12 protein-coding genes and 1 tRNA gene are annotated in these 12,872 nt (G+C 61.4%); 3 read left to right on the top strand and 10 right to left on the bottom strand.

The features are described from left to right. Window positions 1-74: 74 nt before the first annotated feature. From J2045_RS12040 to hmuQ, 5 genes are all read right to left on the bottom strand, one after another. Entirely contained in the window at window positions 75-899 is an 825-nt protein-coding gene (locus J2045_RS12040) for a response regulator (protein ID WP_166599629.1), read from the bottom strand. Between the two features lie 154 nt (window positions 900-1,053). Then, on the bottom strand, window positions 1,054-1,326 hold the full coding sequence (locus J2045_RS12035) for a hypothetical protein (protein WP_307373009.1): 273 nt from the start codon (window positions 1,324-1,326) through the stop codon (window positions 1,054-1,056). Between the two features lie 110 nt (window positions 1,327-1,436). Next, complete coding sequence (locus J2045_RS12030; protein WP_307373008.1) at window positions 1,437-4,025, bottom strand: mechanosensitive ion channel family protein; 2,589 nt, start codon at window positions 4,023-4,025, stop codon at window positions 1,437-1,439. A gap of 127 nt (window positions 4,026-4,152) precedes the next feature. Next, window positions 4,153-4,671, bottom strand: coding sequence for a heme utilization cystosolic carrier protein HutX (gene hutX / locus J2045_RS12025; RefSeq protein WP_307373007.1), 519 nt, complete (start codon window positions 4,669-4,671; stop codon window positions 4,153-4,155). 7 nt (window positions 4,672-4,678) lie between these two features. Then, on the bottom strand, window positions 4,679-5,023 hold the full coding sequence (hmuQ, locus tag J2045_RS12020) for a heme-degrading protein HmuQ (protein WP_166599626.1): 345 nt from the start codon (window positions 5,021-5,023) through the stop codon (window positions 4,679-4,681). A 244-nt stretch (window positions 5,024-5,267) separates the two neighbouring features. Between hmuQ and J2045_RS12015 the strand changes: the two genes are divergently transcribed. Genes J2045_RS12015 through J2045_RS12005 form a run of 3 tightly spaced genes read left to right on the top strand, consistent with a single transcriptional unit; the run spans window position 5,268 to window position 8,031 of the window. After that, window positions 5,268-6,155, top strand: coding sequence for a heme/hemin ABC transporter substrate-binding protein (locus J2045_RS12015; RefSeq protein WP_307373005.1), 888 nt, complete (start codon window positions 5,268-5,270; stop codon window positions 6,153-6,155). A gap of 14 nt (window positions 6,156-6,169) precedes the next feature. Further along, window positions 6,170-7,240 carry a FecCD family ABC transporter permease gene (locus J2045_RS12010; protein WP_370873107.1) on the top strand — a complete coding sequence of 357 codons (1,071 nt, stop codon included), beginning with the start codon at window positions 6,170-6,172 and terminating at the stop codon, window positions 7,238-7,240. Beyond that, a complete protein-coding gene (locus tag J2045_RS12005) occupies window positions 7,240-8,031 on the top strand; it encodes a heme ABC transporter ATP-binding protein (RefSeq protein WP_307373003.1) in 792 nt (263 codons plus the stop codon). Before J2045_RS12010 ends, J2045_RS12005 begins: the two co-directional genes overlap by 1 nt. Window positions 8,032-8,351: 320 nt before the next feature. On the opposite strand, the gene J2045_RS12000 is transcribed toward J2045_RS12005, so the two are convergent. The 5 genes from J2045_RS12000 to J2045_RS11980 all read right to left on the bottom strand — a co-directional run bounded on the left by J2045_RS12000 (window position 8,352) and on the right by J2045_RS11980 (window position 12,749). Further along, window positions 8,352-8,427: transfer RNA gene (locus J2045_RS12000), tRNA-Lys, on the bottom strand. A gap of 149 nt (window positions 8,428-8,576) precedes the next feature. After that, window positions 8,577-9,494, bottom strand: a complete 918-nt coding sequence (locus tag J2045_RS11995) for a PhzF family phenazine biosynthesis protein (RefSeq protein WP_307373001.1) — start codon at window positions 9,492-9,494, stop codon at window positions 8,577-8,579. A 73-nt stretch (window positions 9,495-9,567) separates the two neighbouring features. Continuing rightward, window positions 9,568-10,305, bottom strand: coding sequence for an NUDIX hydrolase (locus tag J2045_RS11990; protein ID WP_307373000.1), 738 nt, complete (start codon window positions 10,303-10,305; stop codon window positions 9,568-9,570). Next, window positions 10,302-11,411, bottom strand: a complete 1,110-nt coding sequence (locus J2045_RS11985; RefSeq protein WP_307372999.1) for an endonuclease/exonuclease/phosphatase family protein — start codon at window positions 11,409-11,411, stop codon at window positions 10,302-10,304. The genes J2045_RS11990 and J2045_RS11985 overlap by 4 nt, the downstream gene beginning before the upstream one ends. 114 nt (window positions 11,412-11,525) lie before the next feature. Further along, window positions 11,526-12,749 (bottom strand): aminotransferase-like domain-containing protein, encoded by a 1,224-nt coding sequence (locus J2045_RS11980; protein ID WP_307372998.1) that lies wholly within the window; start codon window positions 12,747-12,749, stop codon window positions 11,526-11,528. Window positions 12,750-12,872: the final 123 nt, after the last annotated feature.

Here is a 12,872-nt window from a genome sequence, read left to right as displayed (position 1 = left end):
GCCTAGAGGAGAACGCCCGGCGAGCGGTCTCCTCTCAATGGCAGGACTTTATCGACGTTGGTTATATCTCGCACCTATTTTTTGCGCGCTTGTGCAGCTTTGATTTGAACCAGCGTGTCGAGGTTCTGGTTGACGCGGCAGTAGAATTCTTCGTCGATGAAGGGCCGCAGCATGAAATCGTTGCCGCCCACCTTGAGGAAGCGTGCCGACAGCAGCCGGTTGGTCGAAGACGAAACACCGATGATCCTGAGTTCATGCGACCCTCGCACCGAACGGATACGCCGGGTCAGTTCGAAACCGTCGATGTCCGGCATGTTGTAGTCGGTGACCACCAGCGCGATGTCCGCATTGGCTTTCAGGAGTTCGATCGCCTTTGCGCCACTTTCCGCAAGGCTCACACGGAAGTTGTAGCGTCGCAGGCGGCTCGACAACAGCGCACGGGCCGTCGGGCTGTCGTCAACGATCAGCACGTGGTGGCGATGATTGGTGAGGAAGCGGTAGACGGACTCCGCCAGCATTTCGACCGCGAAGATGTTGTCTTTCAGGATGTAGTCCACGACATCCTTGGACAGCAGCTTCTCGCGCGTCTCATCGTGGAATGTCCCGGTGAAGACGATGGTCGGGATGTTGCAGTCCATCAGGTATTCGAGGGCTTCGCCGTTTTCGGCGCCCGGCAGATTGATGTTTGAAATCGCAAGAACGACCGGCTCCTGCGATAGCTCGTTGGCCATCTGCAGGTCTTCGAACGTGCGGCAGATCTCCACATCCACGCCCATCAGCTCCTTCAGGCGCTGACCGATCATCTGCGTGAAGACGTTGGAGTCTTCCCCGAGGATGATCCGAATATCGGGAAAGGTTTCTCCCGAATATTGCATTCCAGAAACGCTGAGAACAGCCATGGCTCGCCTTTGTGTGTCTTGTCCAGTAGCAAGACATCTATCAAAAGGCATTTGCGGAACCGTTAACTGAGGCCTGCACCAGCACGCCCGCCGTCACCATAGTTAAGCATTTAGGAATATCGCGACATTGACATTCGCACTTGTGGCCGGCGCATCACTTGATGGTAGCGGTGCCGTCCTTGATCTCGACACTTTCGCCACCGGCCAGACCGATCCGGTCACCATTCGGCAGCGTCAGGAAGCAGCCGGAGGTGCAGATGACGTCGGAACCGCCGGCGTCCAGAGCCAGTTCGGTCCTGTTACCGTCCTCGACCACCACGAGCACCACAGCAGAGGGTCCGACATTGTGAATTGAGGCTGCCTGCCCCGGTCCGGCGACCAGCACGCCTCCGATCACGAAAAACAGTTGTCTGTATGACTGCTTCATGCCGACAGCGGAGCAAAAGGCTCCGTCCTCTCAAATGCGGTCGGTACGGATCCGATCGCTCCTGCCCCTCTTGTGCCGCATTCCGCCTGAATGGCGGCTGAATGTGACGTTCATGGCAGGAGTTTGTCATCATCGGGCGCCTGTGACAATTCCTCCGGCTCCGGGCGCGGGTTGTTACCCGGCGTCCCCCTCCGTCGCACCAAGACCTGACGGTCGTGCTCCTGGAGATGCAGCATGACGTCCTGATGCGGATAAGGCATGACGATCCCTCGGGCCCGGAACCGGCGGAGGATCTCGATGCGCACCTGATTGCGCACGGCCAGGCCCTCCCCCATGTCCGCCAGGTGAAAACGCAGCTCGAAATCGAGTGACGAGGCCCCAAAGCGCAGAAACTCGACATGCGGCTCCGGATTGCGCAAGACGTCAGGTCTTTCGTTGACGACCTCCAGCAAAACCTCGATCACCTCCTCCGGATCCACGTCATAGGCGACACTTACCGGCACCTCGGAGCGCTGGACGCGATTGCGGTGTGTCCAGTTGCCGAGCGGCGAATTGATCAACTCGGAGTTCGGCACGATGATTGACTGCCGCCGGAAGGTCTCGATTTCCGTGGCACGGACCGAGATCCGCTTGACGATACCTTCGTTCGCGCCGGTGATCACATGGTCACCGACCTTGAAGGGGCGCTCGACAAGGAGAATGAGACCGGAGACAAAATTCGAGACGATGTTCTGCAGACCGAAACCGATCCCGAGCGAAAGAGCACCAGCCACCAGCGCCAGACTCGAAAGATCGATGCCGGCGGCCGAAATGCCGATGATACCGGCAATGCCGGTGCCCAGATAACCGACGCCGGTCTTGACCGAATTGCGGACACCGCCATCGACATGCGATCGCGCCATGACATTGCCGTCCAGCCATTTCTGGAACCAGCGTGTCACGACCAGGCCAGCGACAAACAGCAGGACGCCGCCAAGGATGCCGAAGATTGAGATCCGGATCGTACCGATGTTGATTTCGGTAAACAGGTTAAAGAGCCACAGCTGAAGATCCCTCGGCTGGAACCCCCAGGACATGAGGATCAATGGCACGCCAGTCACAAGGGCGAAGGCATAGATGAACAGGCCGGCAGCGATGCCGCTCTGGTCGAGGCCGACGGCACCGAGGTGAAAACGCCGTCCCACGAACCGACCGACCTGTGTTTCACCGAACTGGTTTGGGGCGGAAATCGCCTTGCCGGAGAGAATGCCGATATACATCGTCGCGAGAACGGCGCCGGTCACCACGATCTGGGTCGCCAGGAAACGAGCGAGACCGACATAACCGATGGCTCCGGCCACGATCAGCAGTGCACCGATAATCCGGAACGACAGCGATACGGCACGCGGCCAGTAACGACCGCGCGCTGCCGGATCACCGCTTTCGGAAAGCACCGGTCGCAGAAAGGACACCGAAAAGATCAGCAGGCCAACGATCACCGATGAGCTGAGACTCTTCATGACCGTAAGCACAACGGGTGAGCTGTAGGTCTCGCTGATCACGGCGGCCACATAATCGACGCCGTTGACCAGCGCCATCAGGTAGATCGCAATGCCGACGTCACGCGCCCCCTTATTGGACAGCTTCACCAACCGCCAGTTTGGCGCCTGCGGCGCCAGCACGGCCCGCGAAATCGCGCTGACGAAATAGACAAGCCCGATGAGACTGAAGACAGAGGCGATGATCGGCGCGATATCCGGACGCAGGACGTTGAAGGTATCGAGCAGGAAATAAGTCGACGCAAGGAAGAAGCTGAGCGCCAGTGACGGCAGGATGGTGGACCAGAAGGCCACCGACAGGCGGCTGAGATAGGACGGATCCTCCACCTGGACGTCGCGGCGGTTGAAGCGGCCGAACAGCCGGTATTCGGCGAACAGGATCAGCGAGGCGAGCGAGAGCGACAGAACGATTGCAATCGCCAGCGGCAGCGCCTTGAACTTGATGACGAAGCCGATCCAGCTTGAAATGCTTCGTTGAACGCGCTCGGCATCGGCGGCAAAGGATTGCATCGCCTCTTCCAGCACCTGTCCGTTGATCTGCGTATGCTCGAACAGACGACTGGTGAACAGCCCCCGGCGAATGTCCGAGATGCGATCGGAGAGCGACTTCGCCTCGATCGACAGATCCTCCGCCTGCCCAGTAAGCGCATTCACCTCGGCCCGCGATGCATTGAGCCTGGCCCGTTCCTCCGTCACGCTGGCGCTCTCCGCCGGCTGACCTTCTGCGGGCGGGTCTCCGAGTTCCGCGAGCCTGGCCTGCACACTGTCGAGTTTCGGCCGGAGGCCGACAGAGATCGCCAGCGCCTCGCGAACGAGCGCATCCGCCTTCACCTTGAGTTCGGCAAGGACGCTGTCTTCCTGCAGGTTCTTCTCGACCTGCGTCTTGAGAGCCGCCAATTGCGCGCGCGCAGCCTCGATCCGCGTCTCAGCGGCGACAATCTGCTCGTCGCGGGCCGGCGCAGGTGCCGCCACTGTTGCAGGTGGAGGCGCAGGCACCTGGGACGGCGGGGACACCGGCTCGGCAGGCACAACGGCGGCGCCCGCGCCTCCTTCCGTCGACGGTGCCTGGGCCCACACCCGATCAGACAAGACGGGCTGAGACAGACTGAGTGCCATCAGGACGACAGCGAAATGCGGGCGGATCTGTGAGAATCGGATCAAGGCAGGGTCCAGTAAGTGGAGGAAGTGCCTGAGACCATAGATTCTGTTAAAGGCAAAAGAAAGAAAGACTTAAACAACAAAAGGCCGCCGATCGATATCGACCGGCGGCCTTTTGCAACAGGAACAATCAGGCTGCGGACTGGCGAAGGGCCTCGAAACGCTGAACCTGGTCTTCGATCAGGTTCCGCTCCTTGTCCCGGCGCACGAAGACCTTGAACATCGCACGACCCTCGGCATTCATGAACCAGACCGAACAGGAACGGCGCCCGTGGAAGCCGCGATCGACGAAGGCGATCGAGATGCAACGCTCCTTGCGGATATGGCCACCGATTGGGCTGTCACCATGGATGTTGAACCAGCCATGGCCTTCGCTGCCCTCGGGCAGGCTGCCCTCAACCTCGAGCACGATGTCATCGGTGTGTACGATCATCAGGATGTCGCCCCACGAGGACAGATCCTTCCAGATCGGCTCCCAACGTTCCGCAGGAACGACGATGGCTGCACCTTCTGGCAGGATCCCCAGCACCTCGGCCGGGGTGACATCCGCCTTGGCGGCGATCTGTTCGATGACGCCGTCTGGCTTTTCGGCAAGGGCCGCGATCGCGCGGTCACGGCGAATTGCGTCGGTCTGCGTCAGCGTATCCATCTGGGCCTCACGCAGCTTCGAGTTTCGAGCGCTTGCCCGAACGGTCTTCGTGGATGATTACGTCAAAGCCTTCGAAGTGCGGACCGGACAGATACTGCACCTTGCTCTCGCCGGCGCGGGCATGCGCCGCGCGGAACTGGTCCGACTTGGTCCAGGAGACGAAATCGTCATGGCTCTCCCACACGGTATGGGATGCGTAGAGCGTGTGGTCTTCGGCCTTGGCACCTTTCAGCATGTGGAATTCGACATAGCCCGGCATCTCGGCAAGGCGGGCTTCGCGTGCCTTCCACTGGTTCTCGAAGGCTTCCTCGAAGCCGGGGACGACGCGAAAACGGTTCATGGCAATGTACATCGGACTGGATCCCTCTCTGAAAACGAATGTCTGTCGAGGCCGTGCACTTGGGCGGCTTTCACAAGCTTACCGCGAAAACCGCACGGGTGGAACGACCGCGCTCTGTTGCCTTCCTATTTAAACCTGTGTACCACAGTCAAGTTAAATGTCGGGCCTGCCCCGTACATTGGAATGTCATCATCGGCCACCTGCAGCCAGCGCATACTGGCCGGCAGACGCCCGTATCACAGGTACGAACGAAACCATGCTGTCCCTTGCCTTGTCGCGCCGTCACGCCCTTTCTCTTGCGTCTGTCCTTGCCTTGGGACTGCCTCTGGCCGCCCCCTTCGATGCATCGGCCGACGAGGCCAAACGCATCGTATCGATCGGCGGAACGGTGACGGAGATCATCTATGCGCTGGGCGAAGGGGACCGTATCGTCGCCGTCGACACGACCAGCCTTTATCCGGCGGAAGCAACCTCGAAGCCGAATATCGGCTATGTGCGACAGGTCTCTGCCGAAGGTGTTCTCTCCCAGACCCCGGACCTGATCGTCGCGGAAGGCGGTGCCGGTCCGGTCGATTCGATCAACATTCTCAAGGCGAGCGGCTTGGACTTTGTCAGCATCGCCTCTCCTCCGGAAACCGCCACGATCCCGGACAAGATCCGCGCTGTAGGCCAGGCCGTTGGCAGCGTATACAAAGCCGAGGACCTGGCGAAGTCCGTCGAGGCGAGCCTCAAGGCGATCGAGGACAAGGTGAAGACGACCAGCGGACCGAAGAAGAAGGTCCTCTTCGCGCTGTCACTCGCAAACGGTCGCGTCATGGCGGCCGGAACCGAAAGCTCGGCCGACGCCATGATCCGCCTCGCCGGTGGCGAAAACGCAGTATCGACCGTCTCCGGCTTCAAGCCGCTGACCGATGAGGCGGTTATCGCTGCTGCCCCGGATGTCATCCTCGTGATGAGCGGCGGCGGGCAACATCTGACGGCCGAGCAGGCATTCGCCCTTCCGGCTCTTGCCGCAACTCCGGCAGGCCGAAACAAGGCCTTCCTCACCATGGACGGCCTCTATCTGCTCGGCCTTGGCCCGCGCGCTGCTGCTGCTGCCGCAGATCTGCATGCAATGCTCTATCCGGAGGCCAGCAAGCCGTGAACACGCTCGCCCTGATGTCGACGCTTCGCAGACGCGACGGAGACCGCTCCGGGCTCGGCGTCGCGGTCCTGCTGCTGCTGTCCGTCCTTCTCGCCATTGCCGTGCTGGTCTCGATCGTCGTTGGCCCAACCGGCGTCGGCATGCCGCATCTTATTGCCTACCTGACTGGCAATCACGCGCAGCTCGATCAGCAAAACCTGATCATTCTGGAAGCGGTGCGCCTGCCGCGCACCGCAATGGGCCTGCTGATTGGCGCAGCGTTGGGCGTCTCCGGCGCCATGATGCAAGGCCTCTTCCGCAATCCACTGGCTGATCCCGGCATCGTCGGTGTGACCTCCGGGGCAGCGCTCGCGGCCGTAATTGCCATCGTGCTGGGGCCGACCCTTCTCTTCCCCCTTCAGGCGCTGCTTGGCCAGCAATTCCTGCCGCTGATGGCGTTTCTCGGCGGCCTGGGCAACACCTTCCTGCTGTACGCGATCGCGACGCGCAACGGCCAGACGTCGACGACGGCCCTGATCCTTTCGGGGATCGCGATCGCCGCTATGACGGGCGCCGCAACCGGCCTGCTGATCTTCGTCGCGGACGACCGCGCCCTGCGCGACATCACCTTCTGGTCGCTGGGCTCGTTGAGCGGTGCGACGACCGCCAAGATCCTCGCCATCCTGCCCTTCGTGCTGTTCGTGATGGCGATCATCCCCTTCGTCGCACGCGGACTGGACGCGCTGATCCTGGGCGACGCGGCGGCCTTTCACATGGGGGTCCCGGTGCAGAGACTGAAGCGCCTGACCATTCTCGCGGTCGCCGCCGCCTGTGGCGCAACCGTCGCAGCCGCCGGCTCGATCGGCTTCGTCGGGATCGTCGTGCCACATCTTCTGCGCCTGGCGATTGGTCCGTCGCACCGCTTCCTGCTTCCCGCCTCCGCCATCGGCGGCGCGGCACTCCTCTTGCTCGCCGACACGGTTGCCCGGACGATCGCCGCCCCGGCAGAACTGCCGATCGGCATCATCACCGCGATCCTCGGAGCACCGGTCTTTCTGATGCTGCTCCTCGGCAAGCAGGGCCGTCAGGCCATGGAGGGATTGTGATGATCAGCGCACGGCAGATCACCATACGGCGCGGCGGACGCACGCTGCTCGACGATGTGAGCCTCAATCTGGAGCCTTCCAGGTTTACCGTCGTGATTGGCCCGAACGGCGCCGGAAAATCGACCCTTCTGAAGGTGCTATCCGGCGAGATGCGTCCCGATGGCGGCGACGTCTTCTACCAGGACCGCCGGCTCACGTCCCTCGCCCCTTCCGCTCTTGCGCGTGAGAGGGCGGTGCTGCCGCAATCCAGCGCACTTTCCTTTCCCTTTACCGCGCTGGAGGTGGTGCGCATGGGGGCCATGGCGCATGGCAGCCGAGATCCGAACCTCGCTGCCCGCCAGGCGCTCGCCCGCGTCGGGCTGTCCGGCTTCGAGGGGCGCAGCTATAACGCGCTCTCGGGCGGCGAACAGCAGCGCGTCCAGCTCGCCCGCGTTCTCGCCCAGATGCCCGACCCCGTCATGCAGGGACGCCCGCGGGCGATCTTCCTCGACGAACCAACCGCGAGCCTGGATATCGGCCACCAGATTACTGTTCTGGAACTCGCCCGTGACTTCGCGAGACGGGGCGGCGCAGTGCTGGCGATCCTCCACGACCTGAATCTGGCTGCAGAGTTCGCCGACCATCTGGCGATCCTTCATCACGGGCGCCTGATCCGGGAGGGAAGCCCGAGGGAAACGATCGATGACGCGACGATCGGTCATGTCTACGGAATTTCCGGTGCGGTCGGCCGCCTGCCGAGCGCCGCGATACCTTATGTCCTGCCACAGGCGCGGCTCAGCACGACACGCTGAGCCGGCTATCGATGTTGTCCACAGTTATCCACAGGGCATTGCTGCGAGTTTACCGCGCAAATCCGATACAGATCGTGAACACGGTCGACATCCACCCAAAACAAAGAGTGAACAAAGTCGACCGCTCCGCGGCATTCTGGAGAGATCGACGAAGACGATTTTCATTGCCCGGCTAAGCCAGCATCAGCCACCTACGAAATCTCTCGATGAACGCGGCCGCCAGCATGGCACGCGGCAGCGGATCAAAGCGACCCAAGACGCACATCAGCGCCGCGCCAAGCTTGCACCAAAAAACGTAAACCACTGATTTAAGAGAGAAATGGTGGGTGATGTAGGGCTCGAACCTACGACCCGCTGATTAAGAGTCAGCTGCTCTACCAACTGAGCTAATCACCCGCCTGACACCGTTTCCGGTCTCGTCCGCCCCGTTTCCGGTGGCGTGACCGGGCGTATAAACAGGATATGCGACCTTGTCCAGCGTCGCTGCGAAAAATCTTGGCCCTTTGGTCAAAAAAATTTCAAAAACGAGAAATTTCTCTTTATTTTCAAAGATCCAGCATTCCAGCGGCTAGCCGGACCGCCTGCCCGCCAATCCGAGCGCGGGAAACTTCGCCGTCTTTCACGTCGACATGCAGATGGATGTAGGAGGGACGCCCCATTTCGACGCCCTGTTCGATCATCATCGGATGATGGCCGTCCGGCAGGGCGTCGAAATGGTGGACAGCGCCCGAAAGCGCAGCAACCGCCGCCCCTGTCGCCGGGTCCTCGGCAATCCCCATATCCGGCGAGAACATGCGCGCATGGAACTTTGCGGCGTGATGAACGCCTCCCCGACAATAGACATAGGCGGAGGTGAGCCGCCCTTCGCTCATGGGCGCAACCCGCTCCCAGAACTGCGGATCGAATTCAACGCTCTCGACTGTCGCCAGGTCATGAACCGGCACCAACAGGAAGGGGACACCTGCACTCCAGACCATCGGCAAATGATTTTCGAAGCCTATGGCGGTCGCCTTCACCGCAAGCGCATCGGCAAGCCCCTGGCGGTCCAGGAGATGCTCATGTCGGCTCGATAGGCGCGGCAGGTCAAACTCGGCAAAGCTCGCCTCCCCTGGCCTTACACGCACCGCGCAACGGACGGGGCCGATGGCTTCCTCAAGCACCGAAACCAGATCGATGCTCGCCCCTCCGCCGCCATAGGCACGTTCAGCGAGCGCAATCGCGGTGCCCACGGTCGGATGCCCGGCAAAGGGGAGCTCGCGCCCCGGTGTGAAGATTCGGATGCGTGCGGCATGGGCAGCGTGATCTGCAGGCTGAACGAAGACGGTCTCCGACAGGTTCAACTCGCCGGCAATCGTCTGCATCATCTCATCAGACAGACCGGAACCATCGAAGATGACCGCAAGCGGGTTGCCCGCAAGCTTCCGATCGGTGAACACGTCGTAGATGGCATAATCTCTCGCCACGGGCCGTCTCCATTGATGGTCACGCTCCCAGCCACACTGCCCGAGGCCGCATGGCAAGGCAAGTCAGGGCCCTTCACCGGCGATCGCTGAAAAACCAGGTGAGGATCGGCGCCATGGCAAGCCCGTAGCGATAAGCGGTCAGATCACCGTTGCGGATCACGACGGCTCGCGAGATTTCAGGATCGGCACAGGTCCGGGCAAAGGTATTGATGCGGGCCACGAGCGCATCCGCCGTCTCCGCAAAGGAGAAGAGCCGGACCAGGGCAAGGCGCTTCGGTCGGTAGCTGGCATACAAAACAGGATCGGCGAACGCCTCGTTGAGATCGAGACCCGTCTCCTCAAGCACCTCACGCCGCATGTTGCCCTCGATGTCACAGGCACCGTCCGAGACATCGGAGAGATCAAGCGAACCAGCGGCGAAATAGACCTGACCGGGATTGGCCGTATGCGGCGCCATTTCCACTGCAATCAGTGCCCCGTCCGAGGAGACGATGACGGGATAGCCAAACAGGTGGCAGGCCCCGGCGAGATCGCGCTGCCTTCGCCACCACAGGAAGGTCGCAAAGCTCGACACATGGCCCTCGGCCCTCAAGTGCCCGTTCCGATAGCGGATCTCGCGCTGCAGAATGGTCTTTCCATTGAACAGCGCTGGATTGGCAGCACTCTCCCGCAGCCAGTTCTCGGCCACCTCGTCAACCCGCGTCAGGTCCAGCGGATGCGGCTCGGGGGAGACCCGCAGCTCGAGGCTGCACACCTCCTGCGGGCTGCCGTCTGCAGGCAGACCTACCTCATCGATCAGCGGCCCGTTCATGGCAGATGCAACGTGATTGCCACCGGGCAGTGGTCGGAGGCCTTGGGCCTGTCCCAGCCGATGCGGGGATAGCGCTCGACCTCCTGCCCTGGCGGAAACGGCGTACGGAAAGGCTGGCCGTTTCGGATCACATCGGGCACGGCATTCGGATTGGCCTCCGCAAGATGCCTTGAGAGCCAGATGTAGTCGAGCTGGCAGAGATGCTGCTCCTGCGGCCCACGCGCATGGAAGAGCGTCCAGCGGTCGAGTACGTCGCGTCTGAGCATCGCATTCTCGGCGAAACCGTCATGCGAGAAGACATCAAGGGCACTCGCAAGCCCCTCCTTCGGGTCAAAGTGATAGCCGTGGCGGCGATCACCGACAACGTCCACCCGTTCCTGGTAGTCGTTCATGTCGCCGCAGATGACGAAGTTGCGCCGCGAGGATTGATCCCGCCCGAAGCGGTTCTCGATGATATGACGCACGGCCTTGGCCTCGGCCTCCCGCACAGGCATGGTCGACGTGCGACCGTCGACGCCGTCACGGCCATTCGTCATCGACTTGAAATGGACCACATACACCGTGAGCGGCCGTCCACCGACCCGCAGGTCCAGTTCGAGGCAGTCACGTTTGAAGATCCGGTCGTCCGGCCCGACATTGGGCCCCAGCCCGGGGTGATAGAGGCCAAGGTCATGGTAGGTGAGCGCTGCGTGGCTTGTGACATCGCGCAACTCGATCGGCTGCCCGTCGCGTGTTTCCTCTCGCATCAGGACAGCGACATCGATACCGCGGCTGTCATTGCCCTCAACGAGGTATTTCTGCCGATATCCGGAGCCGATCATCCTGAACAGATAGCCGTATTCGAAGGCCTTCAAGGCCTCCATGTTGTCGACCTCCTGCAGGCAAAGGATATCGGCGTCGGTGTCGGCGATAGCCAGCGCCGAAAGCTGGCGAGTGTCATCGGTGGATGAAACGATGCGGGCGGCCTCAAGCCGCTGGTAGTCCGCCTCCGACTTGATGTCGAACAGCTTCAGCACCCGGTCGGACTTTAGTTGGTTGCGATAACCCGTGAAATCAAATCGGGCGATCAGGTTCTCGATGTTGAACGTCGCGATGCGAATGGACATGGTCACCCGTAACAAGCAGCCTGGAGGCGGAGGCGTGGCGCTCACTCAATCACGCCCTCTCCGCCTCCACAACCCGAAGCCGGCAGCCTGTCTTGCCTAGCCCGCTCTCTCGTGTCAGGCCGCGCGCTTCAACGCACTGCCCACAAGGCGCCCCAGACGCCGGATCCCTTCCTCGATCATCGTCTCATTGGCGCAGGAATAGGAGAGCCGGATCGTGTTTGCACCGGAGCGATCGGCAAAGAAGGCCTGCCCGGGGACGAAGGCCACCTTCTCCGTTTCAACCGAACGCGCCAGGAGATCAGCCCCGTCCATGCCCTCCGGAAGCGTGACCCAGACAAACATCCCGCCTTCCGGGCGGGTCCACTCTACGCCATCGGGCATGTATTTCTCGAGCGCTGCGAGCATCGCATCGCGCCGTGCGACATAGGCAGTCCTGATTTTCTCGATCTGTGCGGGAAAATGCCTCTCGGCCACCTCAGCCACGACCATCTGGTTGATCGTGGACGAATGCAGATCGGCCGCCTGCTTCATCAGCACGAGCTTGCGGATCACGGGTCTGGCCGCCACGACATAACCGACGCGAAGACCTGGAGCGAGTGTCTTGGAGAAGCTGCCGCAATAGATCGTCCGGCAGGCGTCGATGCCGCCGCTGCGGGCGATGTCGAGCGCAAGGATCGGCAGGATGGCCTCCCCATCGTAGCGCAGATGCTGGTAGGCCGCATCCTCGATGACGGGGATGTCGAGATCGTCAGCCAGGGAGAGGATGCGCTGCCGCTCCTCCAGGCTGACAGTCTGACCCGTCGGATTGGCAAAGTCGGTGGAAAGATAGGCGAATTTGACAGCCCCGCCACTGGCATGCGCATTTGCCCGGTAGCTCGCTGGCGTCCGATTGCCGGTCCCAAGCTGGTCGTAAGTCGGCTCGTATGCGTTGAAGGCCTGCAGCGCACCGAGATAGGTGGGCCAGGTTAAGAGCGCTGTGTCGCCGGTGGATAGGAAGAGCTTTCCGAGATAATCGAGCGCCTGCTGGGAGCCAGACGTGATGAAGATGTTGTCGACTTCGCAGGCAATTCCGAGGCGCCCCATCTCCTCTTTCAGCCACACACGCAACGGCAGATAGCCTTCGGATACCGAATACTGCAGGGCTGCACTCGCCCGGCCATCAGAAAACAGGTCAGCATAGGCCCGGCTGAATTCCGCCTGCGGAAAAAGTGCCGGATCGGGAATACCGCCGGCAAAGGAGATGATCTCCGGCTTGTCGAGCAGTTTCAGCAGTTCACGGATTTCCGAGGCGCGCATGCGCGACGAACGGGTGGCAAAGACGTGGTCCCAGTTGAGCATCGGGGGTTTCCTCGGCATGTCGTTATGTCGGCAGGAGATCACGAAAAAGACGATAGGTCAATAATACTGACCTATCGTCTTTTTGACCGTGCAGCGCATTTACCCTCTGCAAACCATAGAGGA

Origin of the sequence: Peteryoungia aggregata LMG 23059 (genome assembly GCF_030814435.1) — a bacterium.
In the GTDB taxonomy this organism is placed as follows: domain Bacteria; phylum Pseudomonadota; class Alphaproteobacteria; order Rhizobiales; family Rhizobiaceae; genus Allorhizobium; species Allorhizobium aggregatum.
The sequence above is the reverse complement of the archived record's forward strand: the minus strand, read 5'-3'. Positions and strand labels throughout refer to the sequence as shown.